The sequence below is a fragment of the Agrobacterium sp. 33MFTa1.1 genome (genome assembly GCF_004328495.1).
Taxonomy (GTDB): Bacteria; Pseudomonadota; Alphaproteobacteria; order Rhizobiales; family Rhizobiaceae; genus Agrobacterium; species Agrobacterium pusense.
Genome location: NZ_CP036359.1, coordinates 1,739,317 through 1,763,539 on the forward strand (window position 1 = coordinate 1,739,317; position 24,223 = coordinate 1,763,539).

At 60.3% G+C, this 24,223-nt stretch carries 18 protein-coding genes; 5 read left to right on the forward strand and 13 right to left on the reverse strand.

The features are described from left to right. Positions 1 to 59: 59 nt before the first annotated feature. The 6 genes from EYD00_RS21765 to EYD00_RS21790 are packed head-to-tail and all read right to left on the reverse strand — an operon-like array spanning position 60 to position 8,200. Positions 60 to 1,109 (reverse strand): carbohydrate ABC transporter permease, encoded by a 1,050-nt coding sequence (locus tag EYD00_RS21765; protein WP_034498132.1) that lies wholly within the window; start codon positions 1,107 to 1,109, stop codon positions 60 to 62. A 2-nt stretch (positions 1,110 to 1,111) separates the two neighbouring features. Next, positions 1,112 to 2,107, reverse strand: coding sequence for a carbohydrate ABC transporter permease (locus EYD00_RS21770; protein ID WP_034498130.1), 996 nt, complete (start codon positions 2,105 to 2,107; stop codon positions 1,112 to 1,114). 1 nt (position 2,108) lies between these two features. Further along, positions 2,109 to 3,212, reverse strand: coding sequence for an ABC transporter ATP-binding protein (locus tag EYD00_RS21775; protein ID WP_022563733.1), 1,104 nt, complete (start codon positions 3,210 to 3,212; stop codon positions 2,109 to 2,111). Further along, a complete protein-coding gene (pglB, locus tag EYD00_RS21780; RefSeq protein WP_034498529.1) occupies positions 3,212 to 4,564 on the reverse strand; it encodes a polygalacturonase PglB in 1,353 nt (450 codons plus the stop codon). The genes EYD00_RS21775 and pglB overlap by 1 nt, the downstream gene beginning before the upstream one ends. 5 nt (positions 4,565 to 4,569) lie before the next feature. Beyond that, complete coding sequence (bglB, locus tag EYD00_RS21785) at positions 4,570 to 5,664, reverse strand: beta-galactosidase BglB (protein ID WP_034498127.1); 1,095 nt, start codon at positions 5,662 to 5,664, stop codon at positions 4,570 to 4,572. A 13-nt stretch (positions 5,665 to 5,677) separates the two neighbouring features. Further along, positions 5,678 to 8,200 (reverse strand): hypothetical protein, encoded by a 2,523-nt coding sequence (locus EYD00_RS21790; protein ID WP_034498125.1) that lies wholly within the window; start codon positions 8,198 to 8,200, stop codon positions 5,678 to 5,680. A gap of 195 nt (positions 8,201 to 8,395) precedes the next feature. Here EYD00_RS21790 and EYD00_RS21795 point away from each other — a divergent pair, with 195 nt between their 5' ends. Together EYD00_RS21795 and EYD00_RS21800 are read left to right on the forward strand one after the other, a co-directional pair. Then, the gene (locus EYD00_RS21795) at positions 8,396 to 9,676 is read left to right on the forward strand and encodes an ABC transporter substrate-binding protein (RefSeq protein ID WP_034498528.1); all 1,281 of its coding nucleotides are present in this window, start codon (positions 8,396 to 8,398) and stop codon (positions 9,674 to 9,676) included. Positions 9,677 to 9,881: 205 nt separating this feature from the next. After that, positions 9,882 to 11,864, forward strand: a complete 1,983-nt coding sequence (locus EYD00_RS21800; RefSeq protein WP_034498525.1) for a phosphatase PAP2 family protein — start codon at positions 9,882 to 9,884, stop codon at positions 11,862 to 11,864. A 56-nt stretch (positions 11,865 to 11,920) separates the two neighbouring features. On the opposite strand, the gene EYD00_RS21805 is transcribed toward EYD00_RS21800, so the two are convergent. The 5 genes from EYD00_RS21805 to EYD00_RS21825 form a co-directional block, all read right to left on the reverse strand. After that, positions 11,921 to 13,144 (reverse strand): MFS transporter, encoded by a 1,224-nt coding sequence (locus EYD00_RS21805; protein WP_034498123.1) that lies wholly within the window; start codon positions 13,142 to 13,144, stop codon positions 11,921 to 11,923. Further along, positions 13,144 to 15,573: a TonB-dependent siderophore receptor gene (locus tag EYD00_RS21810; protein WP_034498121.1), complete on the reverse strand. Its 2,430-nt coding sequence runs from the start codon at positions 15,571 to 15,573 to the stop codon at positions 13,144 to 13,146. The genes EYD00_RS21805 and EYD00_RS21810 overlap by 1 nt, the downstream gene beginning before the upstream one ends. A gap of 109 nt (positions 15,574 to 15,682) precedes the next feature. Beyond that, entirely contained in the window at positions 15,683 to 16,651 is a 969-nt protein-coding gene (locus EYD00_RS21815) for a FecR family protein (protein WP_034498119.1), read from the reverse strand. An 84-nt stretch (positions 16,652 to 16,735) separates the two neighbouring features. Beyond that, on the reverse strand, positions 16,736 to 17,242 hold the full coding sequence (locus tag EYD00_RS21820) for a sigma-70 family RNA polymerase sigma factor (RefSeq protein WP_034498116.1): 507 nt from the start codon (positions 17,240 to 17,242) through the stop codon (positions 16,736 to 16,738). 194 nt (positions 17,243 to 17,436) lie between these two features. Further along, positions 17,437 to 18,585 carry an ROK family transcriptional regulator gene (locus EYD00_RS21825; RefSeq protein ID WP_034498114.1) on the reverse strand — a complete coding sequence of 383 codons (1,149 nt, stop codon included), beginning with the start codon at positions 18,583 to 18,585 and terminating at the stop codon, positions 17,437 to 17,439. A 211-nt stretch (positions 18,586 to 18,796) separates the two neighbouring features. On the opposite strand from EYD00_RS21825, the gene EYD00_RS21830 reads away from it, so the two are divergent. Continuing rightward, positions 18,797 to 19,693, forward strand: coding sequence for a glycerophosphodiester phosphodiesterase family protein (locus EYD00_RS21830; RefSeq protein WP_034498112.1), 897 nt, complete (start codon positions 18,797 to 18,799; stop codon positions 19,691 to 19,693). 133 nt (positions 19,694 to 19,826) lie between these two features. Here the strand turns inward: EYD00_RS21830 and EYD00_RS21835 are convergent, their stop codons facing one another. Further along, positions 19,827 to 20,576 (reverse strand): SDR family oxidoreductase, encoded by a 750-nt coding sequence (locus EYD00_RS21835; RefSeq protein ID WP_034498110.1) that lies wholly within the window; start codon positions 20,574 to 20,576, stop codon positions 19,827 to 19,829. A 95-nt stretch (positions 20,577 to 20,671) separates the two neighbouring features. Between EYD00_RS21835 and EYD00_RS21840 the strand changes: the two genes are divergently transcribed. Then, positions 20,672 to 21,622: an AraC family transcriptional regulator gene (locus EYD00_RS21840; protein WP_034498108.1), complete on the forward strand. Its 951-nt coding sequence runs from the start codon at positions 20,672 to 20,674 to the stop codon at positions 21,620 to 21,622. Between the two features lie 113 nt (positions 21,623 to 21,735). Here EYD00_RS21840 and EYD00_RS21845 read toward each other — a convergent pair whose 3' ends face one another. Continuing rightward, positions 21,736 to 22,869 carry an ROK family transcriptional regulator gene (locus tag EYD00_RS21845; protein ID WP_034498107.1) on the reverse strand — a complete coding sequence of 378 codons (1,134 nt, stop codon included), beginning with the start codon at positions 22,867 to 22,869 and terminating at the stop codon, positions 21,736 to 21,738. Between the two features lie 288 nt (positions 22,870 to 23,157). On the opposite strand from EYD00_RS21845, the gene EYD00_RS21850 reads away from it, so the two are divergent. Further along, entirely contained in the window at positions 23,158 to 24,150 is a 993-nt protein-coding gene (locus EYD00_RS21850) for an ABC transporter substrate-binding protein (protein WP_034498105.1), read from the forward strand. Positions 24,151 to 24,223: the final 73 nt, after the last annotated feature.

The window sequence follows — 24,223 nt, forward strand, 5'->3', positions numbered from 1 at the left end:
GTTGCAAACAACATCTCCCTTTTTCTTTCTGTGGCGTTCGGCGCTAATGTCTGCGAAGCCTATTTCATTCCCGTTCCGGCGATGCCTGTTGTGATGTAGCGCTGCAGGAACAGGAACACGACCGTGACGGGTGCCAGGCTGAGGAAGGTCATGGCGAGGATATAGTGCCATTGCACCGAGAACTCGCCCTGAAAGGCGTTCAACCCCACCTGCAGCGTGAAATTCTCACGGCTGCTGAGAACGATTAGCGGCCAGAGGAAGTCGTTCCAGCGCCACAAAACCGAGAATATGGCGAGAACCGCGAGCGCCGGGGCCGTCAGCGGCAGGATGATGCGCCAGAAGATGCGGAATTCGCTGGCGGCATCGACGCGCGCCGCCTCGATCAGCTCATCGGGGATGGTCAGCATATATTGCCGGAGCAGAAAGACGCCTGTCGGCGTTGCGACGGTGGGAATGATGACACCCCAGAGATTATCGACGAGACCGACACCGACGATGACGAGATAGGCCGGCACCATGACGACGGTGAGCGGGATCATCAGGGTGGAGATGATCAGCACGAAGATCGCCTTTTCGCCACGGAAACGGTATTTGGAGAGCGCAAAGGCTGCCATGGCGTTGACGATCAGCGTCAGGACCGTTGCGACGACGGTGACGAAGACCGAGTTCTTGAGGAAGGTCAGGAAGCTGAACTGTGTCAGGGGATCGGTGAAGTTCTCCGTCGCGATGGTCAGCTTCTGAACTGGCGTTATTTCCCGTGTGTCGACACTGATTGGCGGGCCCGGATTGGCTGGGTCCACCATCTGAGCTTTGAGGCCGATGCGGCGGACCATGGCCATCTCACGCTCTGCGCCGTCGATGGTGGCCTTCCACAGGCTGAGCGGCCTGTCGTAGCCCTGAACCTCCACTTGCACGGCAGCGCGCGGCAGGAGGCTTGGCGGAAACCGCGTGATTTCAGCCTCCGGTTTCAGCGACGACATGGCGGCCCAGACAACCGGGATGAGGACGGCGAGTGTGCCGCCGATGAGCCAGACCCAGGAGAGGATATCGGTGAGGCCGATCCGGCCGGGACAGCGGGTGCGCGTGAGGAAAGAGACGGCATTGGACATGGTCAGGACTCCATCTTTTTGCCAAGGCGCAGCTGCACGAGCGTCAGTGCGAGAAGCACAAGGCCCATCAGCACCGACGCGGCGGAGGCAAGGCCAAACAGCCTGAGATCGCTGCCGAAGGCCATTTGATAGATATATTGCACCACGAATGTATTGGCCGTGCCTGGCCCGCCGCCATTCGTCAAAACCCAGGCTTCATCAAATATCTGCACCGAGCGGATCATCAACAGGATGAGCACGACGAGCAGGTTGGGGCCGAGAAGTGGCAGGGTGATGCGCAAAAGCGTGCGCCGGGGCGAGGCGGCATCGATGGCGGCGGCTTCGTAGAGATCCTTCGGGATGGCCTGAAGGCCGGCGAGCAGGATCAGCGTATAAAAGCCCATGTGGAACCAGACCGAAACGACCACCACGAAAAAGCGCGACCAGCCGACATCAAGCAGGAAGATTTCCGGCGGCACGCCCAGCATCTGGAAGAAGGCGTTGAGCAGGCCGTTGCGGTCCAGAAACCATTTCCAGATGAGGCCGATGACGACGGGCGACAGCAGGACGGGATAAAAGAACATGGCGCGGAAGAAACCGCGCGCGGCTATCGCCCTGTTGAGGATGAGGGCGGTTATGAGCGCGACCAGCAACGTGGCGATGACATTGAAACCGACAAACCACAGCGTGTTCCAGATTGCCGTCCAGAACAGCGATTCCCGGCAGCTTCCCGGGTCCATATAGCTCTGGCAATCCAGCAGCTTGCCGAAATTCTCCAAACCGACAAAGGGGCGGTCGGTGATCAAAAGTTCGGTGCCGCCGGTGAAGGCATAACCGACGGCAATCGCAATCGGCAGGAAGGTGAAGATGCCAAAAAGAACGAGGTTCGGCATCAGGAAGATATAGGGCATGCGCCTTTTGCCGATCAGCCGCTCGATGAAGTTGAGCGGCACCTCGGCAATCGCCATAACGGCGTCAAGCGCGCGGTCGGACAGTCTCGCAAGGGTCGGATTGGCCATGCTACCCTCTCCCTTCGCCCGTTAGGCGCGGCAGCGCCAGTTCGGTGGCGGGATCAAAGACATGAACCTTCTCCCGTGCTGGCATGACCTTCAGCACCGCGCCGGAGGCTGGCGCGAAATGGCCGGCCTGATGCACGATGATCTGGTCCTTCTCACCCTTGATATTGCCGTAGAGATAGGTCTCGGTGCCGAGGCTTTCGTGGTATTGCACCTCGAAGGGCAGGCCGGCATCCGCGATGGTGAAATGCGAGGGTCGGATGCCCGCCAGAACCGCCTGTCCGGGGCTGACGGTTGCCGGATCGACGAGGCAGGGAAGCGACACGCCATAGCCGGCATCGATGGAAATGGTGCCGTCGTCGCGCTTGATGATGGTGCCCTTCAGCATGTTCATGCGCGGCGAACCGAGGAAACCGGCAACGAAGAGGTTGCGCGGATTATCGAAAAGCTCAAGCGGGCTGCCCACCTGTTCGATGCGCCCGGCGCGCAGCACCACGATCTTGTCGGCCATGGTCATGGCTTCCACCTGATCGTGGGTGACATAGATCATCGTTGTCTTGATATCGCGGTGCAGCCGGGTGATTTCTGCGCGCGTCTGCACGCGCAGTGCCGCATCGAGGTTCGACAGCGGCTCGTCGAACAGGAAGATGTCAGGTTCGCGCACGATGGCGCGGCCGATGGCGACGCGCTGGCGCTGGCCGCCGGAAAGCTGTTTCGGCTTGCGGTCGAGATAGGGCTCGATGGCAAGCATCCGCGCCGCCTCGTTGATGCGGTTTTCGATTTCCGACCGCTTGAAGCGCAGGTTTTCCAGGCCGAAGGCGAGGTTCTTGCGCACGCTCATATGCGGATAAAGCGCATAGGACTGGAAGACCATGGCGATCTTGCGTTCTGCCGGCGACAGTGCGCTGACATCGCGATTTCCGATGGCGATGCTGCCTGATGTGACGTCCTCAAGACCGGCGATGATGCGCAGCAGCGTCGATTTTCCGCAGCCCGACGGGCCGACGAAAACGACGAATTCGCCGTTTTCGATCTGGAGATCGATATCATGCAGGACGTGAACGGCGCCGAACGCCTTGTTGAGGTTTTCGAGTTTCAGACTTCCCATCACCTGCTCCCTTCAACCGAGCTCGCCGTCGCGACGATCTCCTGGCTGTTCCAACCCTCGGGCAAGGGCATTGCTCTTTTGATGGCGACATCATCAGCCGAAAAACCGTGAGCGCCCTTAAGGTAGATCGCGGGCATGCCGCCTGGATAATCCTCCATACCGACGATCCGGCCCTCAGCATCCTGCGTCCAGGCATTGGCGCGGCCGGCCGCATCGGCGCTTGGCGCTATATCGGCATTGGTGGGACGCAGGTCATATTGCAGGCCGGTGCCGAGCTTGCCGGGCTCCTGCGCCAGCGTGATGCGCGCAAGCCTGACATTGTGAATGCCGGCTGCCGAGGTGGAGACGAGGTTGATCGCTCCCTCCATCGAACCGCTCAAATCTTCGATAACAAGATTGTCCACCCTGCCTGCCTGCCGTTCGGGGCGGCGGTCAACGACAGTGACTGTCACTGCTTCGCCAGAACCCCAGAAACCACCCGGCGTTTCATGGCACTCGGCCTCGATGCGTGAAAAGCGGATGTTGCGCATGGCGCCGCCATCACGGGAGAAAAGACCCATGCCGCGATTTGACTGCACCACCTTGCAGTCTTCGAACACCACATTAGTGAAATCGCCGAAGGATTCGGTGCCGAGCTTCAGCGCGCAGCTCATGCTGGAAACGGTGCAGCGGCGAACCGCGATATTGGCGCACACGCCCACTGCCTTGCCATCCGGCCCGGCACTGGTCTTGAGGCAGATGCCGTCATCCGCAGTCGAGATGAAGCAATCCTCGATCAGCGCGCGGCGGCAGGCATCCAGCACGATGCCATCCGTATTGGGCAGGCGGCGGTCGTTTTCGATGCGCAGATTGCGGAAATGAAGGTCCTCGCAATTGACCATATGCAGCGTCCACATGGGGGAGCCACTGACGTGCAGGTTTTCGAGGCGCACATTACGGCAGGCTTCCAGCACCATCACGCGCGGGCGCTTTTTCGCCGGGATATGGGTTCCCATGGCCGTGTCATCGCCAATGATGAAGTTTTCACCGCCGGCCTCGATACGGCCCGGGCCCGTGACGGCGATGTCGTGCGCGCCCTTGGCGATAATCATGCCGCGATCGGAGTCTTCGGCAATCACCGAAACCCGGGTCAGTGCATAAGCGTCGTAATCGGAAACGGGGGCGAGTACCGCGTCTGCTGCAAGGTGCAGTTCCACGCCGCTTTTGAGCTGGAGACCGGCGCTGACATGTCGTCCGGCCGAAAGAGATACGCGCCCGCCACCTGCTGATGATACGGCGTCGATAGCCTGCTGGACGGTCGCCGTGGCATCGAGGCCACTGGCCGCAACTGTGATGTCCTGACTGATGTTCATGATGCTCACGATGTCTTTGGCCTTTTCAGAAAAACGTCGATCAGAAGCAGCATCGTCAGTGCCTGCCCGTAGGGCGTGGGCAGGTTGGGGATGCGGCGGTAAAAATCGAGATCGTGGCCCATTGGCGTGCCGTCGGAGACGCCGTGAACGACGCCTTCCTCATCGATATTGCCGAGCACCGCCTTCAGCGCGCGTTCCGCATGCGGACGGTTCTCTTCATCGAGAATGCCGGCCTCGATGCCGCGCAGAATGCCATAGGCGATGCCGGCCGTCGCCGATGTCTCGACTGGTGAGGTCGGGTCATCGAGCAGCGTATGAAACATGCCGTCTTCACGCTGATATTTTCTCAGCGACCGCACCTGGCTTGAAAGCACATTGGCGAGGAAACGTTTGTCCTTCTGAGCAAGTGTCGGTACCAGTTCAAAGAGTTCGGGAATGGCGACGGTGATCCATGAATTGCCGCGTGCCCAAAACGCGTCCGCGAAATTGTGGCGACCGTTGAAGGTCCAGCCGTGATACCAGAGCCCGGTGACGGGGTCGGAGAGATAGCGCGCATGGATCATGAACTGGTAGACGGCCTCGTCGATCCAGTCCTGCCGTTTGCAGACAACGCCCGCGCGGGCGAGAAACAGACAGGCCATGAACAGCGTGTCGTCCCAGAGCTCCCCCTCATTCAGCCGTTCCTTGACGACATGCTGGAAGCCGCCATCTTCGGTTTTGGGCAATTCATGCACAAGCCAGTCGGCCCAGTCTTCCACCAGCGCGCGGAAATCCGGCCGGTCGACATGTTCTGTCAGGATGACGAGCGGCAGCATCGGCGCGGAACTGTTGATCTGGCGCGGCGGCAGGCCACGGTCGATCTGCCAGCCGTACCATGTCACGAGGTCATCCAGTGCCTTCTGGTCGTTGGCCGCGAGTGCCCGGCGCAGGAAACCATAAAGGCCAACACCCACTTCCCAATCCCATTCATCGAACTGGATCTTGCCATCGGAACTGCCGCTGACCAGACCTTCCTGAATGCCTTTGAGGCGGCTGAAGGCGGCGGCGACATTATCGATCGTTGTCCTGAGAGTGTCTTTTTCCATGCTTGGCTGGTTCATCTGTCAATTCCGCTTAGGAGTAGATGGGTTTTGCAGCGCTGCCCGATGCGGGGTCGGCGCTGTCGAAGGTGATTTTCGGTTGCGGCTGGTCATGGTCGAAGGCCATGGCCTGTCTGCCGATAGTGAAGGCGCCGTCCCAGCTGAGAGTGAATTCCGGCCCGCCGGGTGGCGTGACTGCGAGCAGCCGGCTATCGGCATCGAAGGTGACCCGTGTGGCGAGAATTTTCGCGCGGAAGCCGGCGAAGGCTTGCGCGTCGCCGCAGCCGATAACGCCGATCCAGCCGGCGCGGCGGCCGGGCGATCTAATCTCGCGGTTGGCGGTGGCACCAGAGGTGACGGGTTCAAGTCCGTTCGTCGCGTAAAGGGCCGCGAAGCCGCGGCCGGAACGGGTGATGAGCCAGTTGTCTTCCATCATGACCTCCTCCAGCCCGTCGCGGCCGAGATAGGCGTGGGTCCAGTCGTTGCGGTGATCTTCGGTATCGAAGATCAGCATCGCCAAATCGCGGTGCTGCGCTACGCGCGGCAGGATGCCGCTTCCCGCCCAATAGGAGGGACGCTGGCTGCCCCAGGGATCGTCCTCACCGGGATGATTGACCCACAGTCGCGCCATCGGGTGGCCGGCAAGCTTGATGTCCATGACGTGCTGCTGGTGACCCCTGCGGCCGGTCTTGTGATCGACAACGGTGGAAAGCTGGCCGGCCTCGTTCTTGAACAGCACGAGTTTGCCGGGCTCCAGCCCCTGCGCGTAGCGCGCCTCGACCATGCGGCCGTTTTCCAGCTGGGAGAGGGCGGCAAGATGCGCCGGCGGCAGGTAATCTCCGCAGCAGAACATTGGTAGCGAGGCGACGCCGTTGTTGAGCCAGCCTTTGCCAAAGGCGACCTCAGCAAAGGGCGCCAGTTCCGTCAGCGGCCCGGCGCGCAGTTCCTTGTCATAAGCCCGCCCTTGCGAACCGGAGGGGACACCGCCCAGTGTATGCAGCGCGATCATCTCGAAAATGAGATCGATCTGGTGGCGCGCGCGGGCGGCAAGTTCCGGCTCCGCCCAATGTTCGATGGCGAGAAGACCGATGAAATCGACGGGGTAATAGGCGGCCGAATTCCACTCGGCCAACCCATGCGCCTCGACGCTGTCGAACCAGCGCGCCAGCCGCTCAGCTGCCAGCGCGGCCTGCTGGCGCCCGCTACGGCCGGACGCGGTGAACGTGGCGTCCGGCAGATAATCGCCGGCCAGCAACTGGCTGGTGTGGAAGCAAAGGACGTGGTTTTCGCTCCAGAACCACATGACGTCATTGCCCGGCTCGTCCACCCAGTAACGATAACCAAGGATCGAAGCATCGATCCGTGCCCGCATATCTGCAGGCAACCGGGCCCCATGAGCACGCACCAGCCACAGCAGCGGGATCATGATGAAATCCGAGCAGTCTTCGCGCCTGTCGATGGAGTGCAGCGTTGCATCGATGATGCCGCCGATCGTCTCGATGTCATCGCTGCCGGTGGCGACCATGGCAAGCGCGCGGCCGATGCGCCAGGCGCCGAAACGGGCGCTGAAGGAAAGCGCCGCCTTCTTCCGTTCATTGATGTCGTTAGAGGATGCTTCCGGCGCGATATCACGCATGAAGGCGGCGTCGATGACGCGGGTGACAGTGCCGGAACCCGATCCGAGGGTGATCCTGACGCCGTGATACCCGTCGGCAATGCCTATTGTTTCGGGGATCGTCAGTGAGGATTGCCCGGCTTTCAGCACCGTATCCACTTCCGCAAGCGCGGCGCGCTCATGGCCATGGCTTTTGACGGCGATGTGCACCGGCAGATCGCTTGCCGGCGCTGCGCCAAAGACGAGTTCGAGGGCGCTGCCAGAAAACACGTCGCGGGCAGGGTGCACGTCACGTACCAGCGCGGCCAGGCGCTTCGTCTCTTCCCGGTCGAGCGGCACCGGCAACACGACGGTGAGCGGCGCGGGATCAATAACCTCAAGTTCGAAGAACCAGATGATGTCTCGCTCCGCCAGATCCTCGCAGAGAAGCAGGACCTCGTTGTCACCGGCCGCAAGATCGAGCGCGATGTCACGGCTGCTTTCGACATTGCGGATAAAGGGTTCGAAACGGACCTGCTCGACGCCGCCTACCCAGATGCGCACGCCGCCACAGGTTCGCAGCCGGAACTGCGCTTTCCGTGCAGTCTCGCTGCGAAACGTGCCCTTCAGCCAGCGCTGCACGTGGGTCGGAACATGCCAGAAGCCGGTGAATTCGACGCGGCGATTGGAGCCGGGCAGGTTGAGGTGGGAGACTGGCCAGCTGGTATCGGGGGCTATGTGGCGGCCAACCATGGTCTGCTGGAAGGCCTTGCGGCAGGGAAGGTCGCCGACATCGACAAAACCGTTGATGAAACGGTAGTTGACCCGATCTTCCGCCGGTGCCGGCGTGCCCGGAAACGATGTTTCCACGAGATCGGAGACGATCCAGGCGGTTACCGTCTCCCCGTCCGTGACGGTGTATGTGGGCTCCGACGTGTTCGCCGTAAATGGTCCATCCGGCATAATGGATCGCCTCCCGTCGATCGGTAATGAAATTATTTTCACAAAACTGTTTTTGCCTCTCGGCGTTGATTTGTGCAATTTCGCCAGAACAAACAGCTTGACGTTTATTCTGTCAAGCCGCAAAACATCACAAATCGAAGTAAGCAGAGGAGCTTTTACTCGATTTATGAAAATGTTTTCATTGGGAGGATGAGCATGATGAAATTGTTTTCGGGTGTCAGCGCCCTGGTATTTGCCTCTGTGGCCGGTCTTTCGGCCGCGCAGGCCGAGACCCGCACGATCACATTTCTTTTTACCGATGACGATCAGGGTTATGTGCAGCGCATGGCAGCGCTCAGCAAGGAGTTCGAGACGGCCAATCCCGGCGTGAAGATCAATTTCGTATCGTCGGGTTATGATGCCGTTTCTAAGCAGCTGCCAGTGCAGCTGGCGGTGGGCGAGGGCCCCGATATTGCCAAGATCACCGACTGGCAGCTCGCGCCCTATTATCTCGACATGCGGCCTTACATGAGGGATGCGGACGCCTTCGCGAAACTGCATGGTGCAAGCCTCGACCAGCTTCGCCTGCCCAATGTCAACGATCCGAAGTCGATCAATGGCTACATGGCGTCACAGACGCTGAACCTGCCCTTCGTCAACAAGACGCTGTTCGAGCAGGCCGGCGAACCCTTGCCCGGCCCGGCCGCCAAATTCAGCGAGATCGTCGAGGCATCCGCCCGTGTCGCCAAGGCGACGGGCGTGCAGATCCCCTTCACCATGGACCGGTCCGGCCACCGTTTCTCCGGCGGCGCCTTCTCTTACGGCTCGACTTATGTGAAGGACGGCAAGTTCAGCTTCCCTGACGATGCGGCAAAAAAATACATCGCCGACCTCTTTTCATGGACGCAAAACGGCAGCTTCCCCAAGGAAATGTGGGGTGCGGCTGGCGGTTCGCAGTACAAGAACATGGGTGACGAGTTCGTCAACGGCAATGTCGTGACGTATCTCGCCGGAAACTGGATGGTCAATCCGTTCCAGAACAAGATCGGCGACACTTTCGAATGGACCGCGATCAATGCTCCCTGCGGCGATGCGGGATGCTACGCGATGCCTGGTGGCACCGCGATCGTTGGCTTCAAGCGCACCAAATACCCTGAAGATGTGGCCCATTTCATCGAGTTCCTCGGCTCCGAAAAAGTGCAACGGGAAATCGCTGAAAACTACGTCATTCTGACGGGTGCAGAGATCGCCAATCCGCAATACAAGCTGAAGAGCGAAAATGCCAAGGCGGCGATGCAGGTCTTCCTCGATAACAAAAAGAACGTGCCGCAGGCCGCGCGTGATTTCGAACGCGCCAAGGGTGGCAGCGCCATGTATCAACAGATCGTGCAGCGCATGAGCCAGCTTATCGTCGGTGAGTTGACGCTCGATCAGACCTACAAGGTTCTGGAAGATGACATCGCCAAGATCAACGAGGCTGTCGCGGTCAAGAAATAAGAGCGCCGCTTCGAGATAAAAAGTCGATCTGCCCGGGGCGACGCGTCGGGCAAATCGCGCCTTCATCTGCCGGCCGCTCTTTCACATGCGATCTATCTTAATCAGCATGCCGAAAAAAAACTGCCATACGCCCGGCTTAAAGCTGACGGCGCGCCGAGGCTTTGCGCGCTCCCCTTTCGTCACGCGTCAAATCACAGGATTCATCATGCCCAAATTGAAGATGTCGTCCATTCCCTCCGCACGCTCGGCACTGCTTGCCTCCGTTGCATTGCTGGTGCTCGTTTCGAGCGCCGAAGCATTCGATAGCAAGGCACCGGCTGGTCAGGGCTATGCCATCGCCGTGACGGAGCCGACTGCGGCCTACCCGCTGCCGCTTGCCGATAATTATCGCAACCAGACGGGCAAGAATGAGAAGGGCGAGGATGTCCGTGCCTATGACGACCATGACAATCCCGTCATCAAAATCCTCTCAGGCTTCAACCGGATCTGGACGCTTGGCGATGAGAAATGGGCCGCTGGTGGCGCCAACGGCGATGGTCCGACGGATTTTAGCCGTGCGAAGGCCGTTAATCCCGCGATCTGGCAGGAAAACATGCGCTATGTGCTGTCTGTGACCGGGGAAAACCGCACGACCGCCGCCGCTTTCAATGCCTACATGAATGATCGGCGCTCGCAGAGCTACAGCGTGATCAACGGCATGGGACCGCTTGCCGATTGGTATCGTGAGGGGTCGGGTGCGACCACCACGATCAACCATACACTTGCAGACTTCGATCCGAACGAGGTGATTACCCACAAGGAGGAGGACAAGGGTACGGAAGCCGGAACGGCCGAATCCGAGTTAAAGAGCGTCGTGGCCTTGATGAAGGCGATCCGCGGACCGGAAGCCACGACATCGCCCGCGAAATACTTTTATTCCTCGCCGCGCCCGTGGCGGATGAACGATAAGGGTGAGGTCGTCGACAAGGGGACCGAGACCATCGGCGATCGTACCTTCGAAGGCTACGAATCCAGTGCCGGCATTGTTGTCCCGGCGCTGAAATATGCGCGCGAAAATCGCGGCCGTGGCAAGGATGGCGGCTTTCCAAGCGGCCACACCAATGCCGCCTATCTTGCCGCGATTGCCTATGCTTATGCCGTGCCGGAGCGTTTTTCCGAGTTGCTGACGGCGGCTTCGCAACTGGGCGAAAGCCGCATCGTCGCCGGCATGCATTCCCCCGTCGATGTGATCGGTGGCCGCATAACGGCAACTGCGATCGCCGCTGCCGTCTTGCAGGATCCAAAGAACGCAGAGGTCAAAAAGGCGGCGCATTACGACCTGCAGGCCTATTTCGTAAAACGCCTGCCGCAGGGCCAGTCTCTGATCCAGTTCGCCCATAGCGCGGGTCTGGAAAGCGACCCCTATGCCGATGCGGCGAAAAACCAGGCCGATTATCGCCGGCGCATGACCTATTCCTTCAGCCGCAACACGGCTGGGGGCCATGCACCCATGGTGGTGCCGAAGGGCGCCGAGGTTCTGCTCGAAACACGCCTGCCTTATCTTAATGCCGCACAACGTCGCGCCGTGCTGTTTTCCACCGGCATCGAGGCGGGTTATCCGCTGCTCGATGACAGCAACGGCTGGGGACGCATCAATCTGGTGGCCGCTGCCGGTGGTTATGGCGCATTTGACGGCGACGTCGAGGTGACGATGGACGCTGCGGTCGGTGGCTTCAATGCGGCAGACCGCTGGACGAATGATATTGCCGGGGCAGGGCGTCTCGTCAAATCCGGCAGTGGGGCGCTGACGCTCAGCGGCAACAACAGCTATGGCGGCGGCACCATTGTCAGGAACGGAACCTTGGTTGCGTCTTCCGCCGATGCGCTTGGAACCGGTGGCGTGCTGGTCACGGGCGGCACGCTCTCGCTTGCCGCAGGCAAGGATGTCGCCATCGGCGGTGATTATACGCAGTCCGGCGGCACGCTGGCGCTTGATCCGCAAAAGATTGCTCTGCGCGTCAAAGGCAATGTGGTGCTTGACGGCGCGACGCTGAAGCTCGCTTTCGAAGGCGGCGCGTCGGCCGCCGGCACGCGGCTCGACGTCATCTCCGCCAACGGCCTGACCGGGACATTCGCCACGATAGATGCGGGCAACGTGAAGGTGCGGCCGGTCTATACCGGTTCGGACTTGTCGGTGGTGGTCGAATAGGCCGATGCAAGAGGCCTGCCGGGCGCGGCTTAAGCCGCCGCGCCCGGGGCTTCGGTTCAAGAGTTCTGCCGTCGCATCAGCAGGAAGATGACCGGTGCGGCGAGCACCGAAACGATGGCGGCAATGATGAAGGAGGCTTGATAGCCGAATTTTTCGGCAATCGCGCCTGCGCCCAGCCCGCCAATCATGCCGACAACGCCATCCATGCACTGGAACAGGGTGAAATCGACCCCGGCCTGCCGGGGGTCGGACCAGCCCATGAAGCAGGCGTAAAGCGCGACGAAGCCGATGGACATGATGCCCGACGAGCTAGCCACCGCAACCGCCATGACGACCCATTGCGAAATATCGCGATGAACGCTGAAATAGGCGAAAAGGCACAACAGCGCAGTCTGCACGAAGATGGCGATGAGCAGGATTCGTGACGCCCCGTAGACGCGTACCAGCGTTCCGCCGAGCAGCGCGCCGGCGAAACCGACGATCATGCTGCCCACGCCATTCAGTGCGCCGATGGTGGCGAGATCGAAACCGTAATCGACCAGGAACGGGCCGAGCATTGCCAGACCCCATTTCTGCGCCGCGACATAAACGGCCGCTACGAGAAGGCCGGTGCGGACTTCCCGTCGCTTGAGCGCGTGTTTGATCGATGGCAGGTGGTCCCGTGTTTGCGGGACCGTTCTTGCCGCCGGGCCGAGCAGGAAGGGGAGCGCGAGCAGGATGACCAGCCCGGCCATGACCAGCGTGGCGCTCGTCCAGCCGGCGCGGTCCACCAGCACCAGAAACAGGCCGGCGCCGATAGCGGAGCCGAGATAGGAGCCGCCTACCTGTGCGGCGTTGCCCCATCCATGATGCTCTTCCGCCAGCGTTTCGACCGCATAGCCGTCGCAGGCGATGTCGACTGTCGCCGTCACCAGCGCGATTACCGACAGGATGGCGATTGCGACGGAAACCGGCGACGGGCCGGTGAAAGCAAGAACAGCGAGGCCGCAGGCGCAGGCGGCGATGCCCGTGCCGACGATCACCCGCGACCGGTTCCTGCCAACGGGCGGCAGCCGGTAACGCTCCACATGCGGCGACCAGAGGAATTTCAGCGCCCAGGGCAGAACGACGAGATAAAGAAGGCCGATCTGGTCCAGCGGCAGTCCGGCGGTTCTGAGCACCGCCGGCAGGCCGAGAAAGGTCAGCCCGCCAATCACGCTCTGGCCGACATAAAGCCCGCCGACCGCCACGAAGACGGCGGCCGGCGACGGCTTGGTTGTGGCAGGGTTCTGCTGCAGCATCAGAAGCGATACCGGATGCTGCCGACGACCTTGCGGCCTTCGTCATAATAGCAGAAGCCTGTGGTGCAGACCTGTTTCACCTCGTCGAGAAGGTTGGTGGCGTTGATCTGCAATTTCACGCCTTCCAGCGAGGGCAGGGCCTTGCCGAGATCGTAGCGCAGCGAGGCGTCGACGAAGGTGCGGGCCTCATTGTCAAGAATGGGGGTGTGCTGGTTGTCGCCGAAGCTCGATCCGACGTAACGAACGCCCGCGCCGATGCCGAGGCCTTCGAGCGCACCGCTCTGGAACTCGTAATCGGCCCACAGCGAGAAGGTGTGATAGGGCGAGGAATTGAGCTGCTTGCCCAGCGTTTCCGACGTCAGTTTGGTAATTTCAACGTCGTTATAGGAATAGGAGCCGACGAGGCTCCAGCCATTGTCGAGCGAGGCCGTAGCTTCGAGTTCCACGCCGCGCGAGCGCAGGTCGAGCTGGCGCAGCAGGTTGATGCCGGACGAGGTCTCATAGACCGTCGCATTGTCCTGATCGAGATTGAAGAAGGCGGCGCTCAGCAGGGCGTTATATTGCGGCAGGGCATATTTCACGCCGAGCTCATATTGCTTGCCGAGCGTCGGCTGCGCCTGTCCCGTTACCGTTCCCGTGGTGATGATGACGCCCGGATTGGCGACGAAGGAGGTGCCGTAGCTGATATAGGGCATCACGCCGCTGTCAAAGACATAACCGAGGCTGGCGCGGCCGGTCGTCTTGGTTTCATCGCCATCATAGATGGGAGCCGCTGCGTCTCCGACGGTCTGGGCCTGATATTCGGTGTCCAGCCAGTCGTGACGAATGCCTGCCGTCAGGCGCCAGCGGTCGATTTCGACCTGATCCTGCGCATAGATGCCGAGCGTGTTCATCCTCTGCTTCAGTATCAGCGACACATCAGGCACATAGGTGAAGGTGTCGGTGAAGGGGCTGGCGCCGCTGCCCTGTTTTGAGGTGTAGGACATGTGGCTGAAGTCGATACCGGTCAGCAGCGTATGTTTCGCCGGGCCTGTGTCGAATTCTGTCTTCAAGTAATTGTCGGCGGAGACGCCTTCATTGTCCTCGATGGTGATGCCGGGATAGTTGGCGAAGACCCATTGCTGGTCGGCCGAAAGGGCCGAATAACGCGCCTTGCTGTAGAAGGTGACGTTGTCGTTGATTTCATGCTCGAACTCATAGCCGATACGCCATTGTTTCTGCTCGAAATCATTAAAACGGGAATCGCCGCCATAAACCGGCGTCGCGCCGATCGACTTGCCGTCGCTGCCGTAATTGTTGATGTATCCCCAGGTGCCGCCGGTGGTGCTGTCCATATATTCGCCGAGCAACGTCAGCTTGGTGCCGGCATCCGGCTGGAAGGTGAAGGCCGGCGCGATGAACAGCCGGTCGTCCTTGATGGCGCTGATCTCGTTGCGGCCGTCGCGGGCCACCCCGGTCAGGCGGTAAAGCATGGTCTTCTCGTAATCGACGGCGCCGGAAAGATCGAAAGCGCCCTGCACGCGGCCGAAGGAGCCATATTGCAGCTCCACCTCGCGCAGCGTCTCTTCGGTCGGGCGTTTCGAGATGATATCGACAATGCCGCCGGAGCTGCTTGCACCATAGATGGAGGCGGCGGGACCACGCAGGATGGAAACAGCTTCCACGCCATAGGGCTCGAGCCGGGCACTGCCGTTCTGGCTGCTGACCTGCCGCAGGCCGTCGCGGAAGATGCCGGTGGTGCTGAGATCGGTGCCGCGCACCTTGAAGGCGTCGAAACGCGGCTCCGCGCCATATTGGCCGATGCGCGCGCCGGGCGTGTAGTTCAGCGCTTCCGAGAGGTTCTGCGGCTTCAGGTCGTCAAGCTGCTTGCGGCTGACGGTGGTGATCGACTGGGCGGTTTCGGCAACCGGCGTATCGGTCTTGGTGGCGGTGCGGCCGGATTTGCCGACATAGCCATCGCTCTCGATGATGCCCCTGGCGCCTTCAAGGCCGGTGCCCTGCACGGTGATCGGCGCAAGCAGGGTGCTGCCGGCGGCAGCCGAACCGCCGCTTTCGGCGGTCTGGCTGGCGGGATCGAAAATGCGGACGGTATTGCCGCCGGCCAATGCATAGTTCAGTCCCGATCCGGCCAGAAGCCCGCTGACTGCCGCCGATACGCTGAGCGTGCCCTTGACGCCGACCGTGCTGCGACCCCTCGTGATCGCGGAGGGGTAGACCATGCGCAGATTGGCCTGGCGACCGAAGCTGAGAATGGCGTTTTCCAGCGGCCCTGCGGGAATGGAGACGGTGACGGTGGCGGGCGCGCCGCTTGCGGCGGGCGGTGTCTGCGCGCTGGCGGTCGTGGCGCCCGGACCTGCCGAGACGATGCCCCCGATAATCGCCGTCGTCGTCAGCCAGAACCAGCCGCGTGCCTGCTTGCCAAAATTCATGTCATTCCCTCTCACTCGTGATCTCATGCCCCCCGCTGAAACGGGTCCTGATTGCCTAGAGTGAAAAGGCGGACCGACTCCTGACGTCGGATCTGCGAAAAAAGTTACTTTATCGCGAGCGGACGAAAACCAGCATTCCGGAAAGCTGCGATACCGAAACGGGAAGGCTCTCTTCGAGAATTGTGAGGGCCTGATCTGTGTCCTTGAGATCGAAGATGCCGGAGACGTGCTGCCTCGCCGCCGCCTCATCGAGGATGACGATGCGGCCCCGGCGATATTGCGAGAGAATATCGAGAACCTCGCGTAGCGGCTGGCCGGAAAAGACGAGCTTGCCTTCGCGCCAGGCCATGCTTTTGGCGACATCCTTGCGGCCGCGCATCAGTCGGCCGTCGCCGCCAAGGGTCACGGCCTCTCCGGGCGTGAGTACGGCGATCTCGGCGCCCGTGGTCACCTCCACCCGGCCTTCCTCCACCTGCACCTCCTGCGGCAGCGCGCCATTGCCGGTGCGCACCGAATAATGGGTGCCGAGCGCTTTTGCCGTCAGCGCTCCATCCTCGACGATGAAGGGCCGCTCCGGGTTTTTGGCGACATCGAAATAGGCTTCGCCACGAAGAAGGGTGATGCGCCGTTCCTTTTGCGAATAATGAACCGAAATCGCGGTATCGGTGTTCAGGCTGATGCGGCTGCCGTCTTCGAGCGAAAGCAGGCGTGTTTCGCCGATTTCGGTGTAAAAATCCGCCTGCCAGCGGTCCTTCAATCCGCTTTTCTCCGCAACCAGCGCTGTAAACCCGATGAGGCAGAGACCGGCAACGCCCGCCAGCATTGCCCGGCGAGGTCCGCGCCGTTTTCGCTGTTCAACCGGCGCAAGCTCTATATCGCCAAGCTCGCCCCAGAGGCTCTGCATGTCCTCATAGGCGCTGGCATGGGCGGCATCGGCGCGCAGCCAGACATGAAACGCCTCGCGCTCCGCCTCCGTCGCATCTGCCGATTGCATGCGCGCCACCCAAAGCGCGGCCTCTTCGGCCAGACCGTCATCGGTCAAGCCTTTATCCTTCAGACCGTCCGGGCGCTTGTTCATGTCCTGATCTGCCGTTCGTTGCGTGCTGAGATGTGTCCCCTTTCCCTTATAGAGTGAAAAAGGATGCGAACACCTGATGACGGTCTACATTTTTATTTGCGCGCGGACCTGACGGCAGTGCAGCAGCGCCTTGATGATGTGTTTTTCCACCATATTGCGGGAAATGCCGAGACGGGCGGCGATTTCGCCGTTGGAGTGGCCATGCAGGCGGCTGAGCACGAAGACCTGCTGGCAACGCTTGGGCAGGGCCTCGATGGCCCGCGCCATTAAAATAACGTGCTGCCGCCCGGCGACGATCCGCTCCTGCCCCGGCTCTTCGCAGGCAACGGCAAAACCCGCTTCGTAGGGCGCGAATAATGGCCGCTCTCGCGACTGGCGAATGGCTGTCAGGCGGGCGACGGACCGGGCGATCTGGAAGAGATAGGCCTGTGGATTGTCGATCAGCGTGGCATGAGAAACCTCCAGCGCCCGCAGCACGGTTTCCTGCATGGCGTCGGCAGCGTCTTCCCGGTTCTGCAGGCGCCGGCGGAAAAACCGCATCAGGCGGCTTTCCTCGTCGGCATCGAGAACCTGTAACAGAGCTTTGCTCATCAATCGACCCGGTGGCGTACTGGCTTGACGCATGAAGCAACAGGATATGCTGCGTCATGTCATAAACATGATAGTTGCAATCATATTTATCGCCCTCGGATGCAAGCTGCCAACCAGTAAAAAACCGGGGGCGAAATCAGGCTCACGTTTCCGTTATGATTGTTGCGGGATTACATCAGACCGCTTGGGCTGAGTTACAGGAAATAGCGCACCCTGAGCGGCAGCAGCGCCGCACCGAGAGCCGAGGGATCGCCCTTAGCCTCGCCGAGAACCAGCTTCGCCTCCTTCGGGCCGACACCGTAACGATGTTCGCGCCGGGAGGGCATGTGCGCGCGTTCGATCATCATCTGCCCCAGCGCGCGCGGCAATTGTCCGCCGAAGACGATGGCCTGCGGATCGAGAACCGCGATCAGGCTCGCTACTAGCCTGTCCACCTGCGGCATGGTCTCGTTCAGCCATTCCTCAACACCCGGCCATGTGGGGTCGAACTGCTGATACAGCGGTTCGATCGAGTGAATGTCGACACCGTTTTTCTGCAGGGTGGCGATCAGATATTGCAGGGCCGGCCGTTTGGGCGATTCATCCGGGCTGTATATGCCGCTGAATTCGCCGGCATTGCCATGGAAGCCGTGGAACGGTTGCCCGCCGAGGATCAAGCCGCCGCCGAAGCCGTAATTGAAGGACAGGTAGGCGAAGGTCTGGCACCAGGAACCGACACCCCGAAGGCTTTCGCCGATCGCGCCCGTGGTGGCGTTGTTCTCCAGCCAGACAGGCAGTTGGAACTGTTTCTCAAGGATAGGCTTCAGGTCCATCAGCGACCAGTCGCGAAGAGGTTCAGGCGCGTTGAAGGCGCGGTCCTCCGACACGAAAAAGCCGGACATGGAAAAACCGAGACCAAGTAGTCGCTCGCGCGGAACGCCATGTTCCGCCAGCAGCCGTTCGAGCGCCAACGACAAGGCCGTGAGCGTCTCTTCCCGGTCCTCCGGAAGCATCTTCAGCTTTTCCTCGACAATCACATCGCAACGGAAATCGGCGATGCAGATCACCAGGGAGTCGGTGTTGATGGAAATGCCAAGAGAGTAAGCCGCTTCCGGCACGAGTTCGATGGTCGGGCTCGGCTGGCCGCGGGTGCCCTTGATCGGTGCGCCGGTACGCAGAAGCCCACGCTCCAGCAGGCCCTCGATCAGGCGGTGCACGGATTGCTGGGTCAGGTTCGTGTGGCCGGTGATCGACGCGCGGGCAATCGGCCCCTGGCGGCGCACGATATCCAGAATGAGACGCTCGTTTTCGCTGGCAAGCGGCTGGCGGTCGAAACTCTGGGGCTGGGTCTGATCCATGGTCATCGCTCTGGATAATGGCTGTGCTGGGCGGCTGCAATGCGGACCACCGTGGCTGACATAACTTTTCACGGATCCTGTTATAAATAATACACTATGAGTGTATTAAATCCAGACGGTCAACAACCGGTTCGCAGGAGCCGCCTCGGCCGCGGCACGGGGAAAGTCTGACACCGGCAACCAGTGCCGGTAAACACAACGTCTGAAAGTGAAAATCATGCATCAAACCCTTGCCGCCTCTCGAAATACCTCCAGCCCCTGCAATGTCCTTGCGCTCTGCTCGCGCGACAATCCGGCCATTCTGACCATTGCCCATCGCGGTTTCTGGACCGCCACCGCCGAAAATTCGCTGGCTTCCGTCCGTGCCGCGGTTGCAGCGGGGGTAGAGATGATCGAGATCGACACGCAGGCGATGGCCGATGGCCGGCTGGTCGTCATTCACGACGGGACACTCGACCGCACGACGACGGGGAAGGGCGTCGTGAATGCGCTGCCCTTCGAGGTGGTCCGCGCTGCAAGACTGAAGGCCGGTGCGGGTGGCGATGCGGCCGAGGTGACCGATGAATGCGTGCCGACGCTGGAAGAATTGCTGGAAGAGGCGCGCGGCCGGATCGCCGTCAATATCGACACCAAATTCGCCCGCGATCTGCCACTGGTCATGGAAACCGTGCTGCGGCTCGGCATTCAGGATCAGGTGCTAGTGAAGACCGATGTCGACCCGGAAGCCGCCCGTTTCGAGGTGCTGGATGCGCACTGGTTCGGCAAGATCCCGCATATGCCGATGTTCCCGGTGCGGAAGGGCAAGTTTGCGGAGGATTTGCGCCGTATCGAGGCGTTGCGTGCGCCGATGATCGAGGTGAAATTCACCGATATAGCCGATCTGGCTGAAGGTCGTGCCGAGATGGAGCGCCAGAACATCCGTCTCTGGGTCAACACGCTCGACGTCGCCCATTGCCTCGATTTCAATGACACGCGCGCGCTGGCGGACCCTGAAGCGGTGTGGGGCGCTCTCGCCGAGGCCGGCGTCGGAGCGATCCAGACGGATGAGGTCGAAGCTTTCACCGGCTGGCTAAAGACGGCCCTCGCCGCGACCGGTAGAGCATGGGCAAGATGAGCAAGCGTCTCGAAGCGCCGTCGCCATCGTCCTGGTAAAGTCGATGGCAGATGTGTTGAAACATCTGCCATCTGCATATCAGCCGGCTGAAACGCCGCAACCGAGCAATGTCCGGTCGGGCCGCTATCGGTCGTCAGTTCGCCCGGGACAGCGCAATTGCATCAGGACCTGCGGGAAAACGAAGCTGGCCGGATAGGTCATGGACGGCGCTCCAGATCGCGTCGGCAACATCGCCTTCGCTGGTCGTCATGGCCGGTTTGGCGAAGCCTTCAAGGATCGGCGTTGCAAAGTCCATGTAATCCTCCGGCAACAGCCGTTCCAGCGGCACGATGGCGTTTGTCGCGAAGCGAGTTGTCGGGGCATAGCCAGGTTCCACCAGCTTTACCCTGATATTGAAATGACCCAGTTCATGCGCGAGCGAGCCGGAGAAGCCCTGGATTGCCTGCTTGCTGGCAGTGTAGGCGGCGGCGAGCGGGAAAGAGGCGAGCGTGGCGCTGGATGTTACGTTGATGATGGTGCCGGATCTGCGCTTTCGCATCTGCGGGATTATGGCCTGCGTCATCGCCATCACACCGAAACTGTTGGTCTCGAAGATCGTGCGGATTGCCGATATGGGTGTCGCTTCGAAAGCGCCGACCATACCGATGCCGGCATTGTTCACCAGCACATCGACCGGACCTGCCGCATCGATCAGGGCTGCGATGCTTTGTTCGTCCGTCACATCCAGCGGGAGGACGCGCAACCGGTCGGTGTTGCCAACGAGGCGATCGGGATCCGGACGCCGCATGGTCGCAATGACATTCCATCCACGTGATAGGAAGAACTCGGCGGTTGCCTTGCCGTAGCCCGACGAAGTGCCGGTGACGAGGATCGTTTTGGTCATCATAATCTCCTTTGTTTGATATGGCCGGAGATAGACGATGTGCTCTGGATGATATATGCTCGTAACACCACAATTTATTATTGATCGTCCAGATAATGGATCCTCTCAGCGATATTATCGATCTTTTGCGGCCGGGCGCCGCCGTTTCGAAGCCAATTTCCGGACGAGGCCGATGGGGCGTGCGTTATCGCGCCTATGACGCCCCGGGCTTTGCCGTCGTGCTGGTCGGTGCGGCATGGCTTATGATCGATGGCCGGGAACCTCTGCGGCTGGCGCGTGGCGATTTCTTGCTTTTGCCGTCCACGCCCGCCTTCTCGCTTTGCAGCGATGCCGACGTCGACTGCATTCCGGTCGAGCCGCAAGATCAGGCGGTGCGGCATGGGGAACAGCATGGGGAACCCGATTTTGTTGCGCTGGGAGGAAGTTTCACGTTCGAGCGGATCAACGCGGCGCTGCTGCTTTCGTTGATGCCCGAGTTGATCCATGTGCCTGCGGGAGAGGGTGGAGCATCCCGGCTGGCGCGTCTGATCGAGTTGCTGGCGGAGGAGTGCGCGCGCGAGGATGTGGGCAAGGATTTGATCATACGGCGCATGCTGGAGGTTTTGCTGGTTGAAGTGCTACGTCGGCCGAACGCCGGTAACGAGGCCATTCCTGCAGGACTGGTGAAGGGAATGCGCTTGCCGGGGCTTGCCCGCGCATTGTCCGCCATGCACGCCGATATACGTGTGAATTGGACGGTGGCCGAACTGGCTCGCATCGCCGGCATGTCGCGTTCGGCCTTCGCAGCACGATTTAATGAAATGCTAGGCTGCGCGCCGATTGAGTATCTGGCTCGCTGGCGGATGGCGCTGGCCAGGGACGCGCTGATACGCGGGGTGAAGTCCCTCGATGATATCGCGGAGGAGATCGGCTATGAATCCGTCAGTGCATTCAGCACCGCTTTCCGCAGAAGAAGCGGTGTCGCTCCTGGCGTCTTTGCCCGCGCAAATGGCGACAGACGCCGACAGCAGGCAGGATTTTTCGAGCCGTTGCCGGTCATGCGGTAAGGGCCGTCCCGGCTTACCGTGAGGGAGGGGCGGAATAGGCGGGTTCGCTCCACAGTAGGCGCCGCGGATCTTCGCCGGCTCTTATTGGGCAGACGGCTACCGGCTAACAGCGGCTAAGCCCATCCCTTCAGCGCCCTACCTGAATAATAGCTGGGCGTCGTGGCACGGTAGATCGGTATGCTGGCTGCACCGAGATGCGGCAAGTCACTCATCATCGATTTGCGTATTTCGGGGGGCTCCACGAAGAAATCCTCGCCAAGCATTTCCAGCGACCCGATGCGCTCCACGATATGGTCGAGAATCCAATTGGGCAGTGATCCGCCAAAAATGATGGCGCCGGGATCCATCGTGCGGGCGACGGTCAGAGCCAACACCCGCAGCTGGTCCGTTGCCCTTTCAAGCCAGGTAACCACCGCCGGATGGTCGCGATAGCTTTCATCAATATCCCTTAAGCGCCGGACACCCACCCCGTGGGCGGCAAGCGTGTCGCAAAGATCCTGTCCGGAGGGACGAGGATGTGATTTGGGAAACAGGCCACCAAACTCGCCAGCATTTCCGTTCGTGCCGCGATAAAGATGACGCTGCACCACGACGGCGCCGCCGATACCATATGTCAACCAGATCATCGCAAAGTTACGGATACTGCGGCCCGCACCGTAATAAAGCTCTGAGAGAATGACGGTGTTGCCGTCGTTTTCATGAAAGACCGGGAAATCGAAATAGGGTTGGAAGTCCTTTTCGACGTCTATATCGCGCCAGTTCTCGAACTGCCTGATGCGAAACACATGGCCTCGATCGCGCTTGAAGTGGCCCGGAAAGCTGATGCCGCAACCCAGGACATCCTTCTTTCTTATTTTAGCCCTTTCCAGCACTTGGCGGGAAGCCCTTTCAGCCATTTCCATGATGTGTTCGAAACTGTGCCCTTCGAGTTCGGACCGAATTTCCTGCCTGATCGTGCCGTTCAGATCGGCGATACAAACACGCAGATCGTCTGGATTGAAATAGACCCCCAGAGTGAATAGTCCATTCGGGTTTATTTCAATTGCCGTGGAGGGTTTGCCGCGCTTGCCGCCACTGCGAGCTTCCTCCGCCTCGAGGATCAGGCCGGATTCGAGAAGATTTGCGGTCAGGCGTGTTAGGGTCGGTGCAGAAACATCCATCTCGCGTGCCAGCTCGATACGCGACATGCCTCCCTTTCCGCGCAAGATTTCAAGCAGTCGCCGCTCATTGTAGCCGAGGTCGATCAAACCATTCTCCTGCGAGACGTTACGCCGGATGAATAGCGCAAACCAGGCGGTTGTACAGCAAATTTCGATGAGTCAGCGGCATATCGAGCCAGTATGAGGCGAATTGAGTTCCCTTAATTCCCCGTTTTATCAATGAACTAGGGCCTTTAGGAATTTTAGAACCAATCGCCGCTTGACTTATTAATTTACGTAAAGAAAATAAATATCGGACAACGAGCAACGACACCAAAAATAGCAAGAACCTGTCGCAAGTCCTCGTCTGTCAGGGAACAAAAAACGGAGATCCTCATGCGTCAATCATGCACTGTTTTCGCGCGCCTTTTTACTGGCGCAGCATTCCTAGCAAGCGCCGCACTCGCCCACGCACAAGGCACTGTCGTGGTGTATTCGGCAGCGCCGCAGCAGCTCATGGACGAGTTGTTGCCAATGTTTGAAAAGAAGACCGGCACCAAGGTGGAGCTTGTTAAAGCTGGATCCGGCGAACTGATGAACCGCATTAAGGCAGAAAGCGGCAAGGCGGCGGGCGACGTGATCTGGAGCGTTGACGGCACCGTCATCGACTTCTCCGCTGATCTTTTCGAGCCTTACAAGCCTGTCGAAGCGGCCGCGATCAACACAGCTTTTTCGCCGAGTGCGAACTGGGTGCCTTTCACAGCTGTCGTGACAGCCTTCATTGTCAACAAAGAGGCTTTGAAAGGCGCGCCGGTTCCGACGTCCTGGGCCGATCTCGCCAAGCCTGAATATAAGGGCCTGATTTCCTCGGCCCGCGCTGATCAATCTGGTTCAGCATACATCCAGATGGCAACTGTCTTGCAGGACTTCGACAGTGAGGAGAAGGGCTGGGAGATCTATACCGGCATCCTTGGTAACTCTGTCCTATCCACCTCTTCCGGCGCCGTTCCACGTTTTGTCAATGATGGCGAGCAGGCCGTAGGCATTACGCTCGAAGATGCCGCTCTGCGTTACAAGCTAGGCAGCGCTCCGGTCGAGATTGTCTACCCACAAGAAGGCACGGCAATAGCGCCCGATGGTATGGCGCTCGTCAAGGGTGCGCCGAACGCCGAGAACGGCAGGGCTTTCATCGATTTCATCGTGTCCAAGGAAGCGCAGGAAGTCGTGGTGAAAGCCGGCCGTCGGTCGGTACGAACCGATGTTCCGGCAAACGCGGCACTTGTTCCGCTCTCGGATGTTCCTGATGCGAAATACGATTTCAAGTGGGCTGCCGACAACCGATCGCGCCTGATGGAAAAATGGAACGAGATACTTCTCGACGTCCAGTAAGAGCATAGGGCGGCGCATCACGCGCCGTCCCCCCCTCTACTCGTTCACATCCACATTTTCATTCCGTCCACCG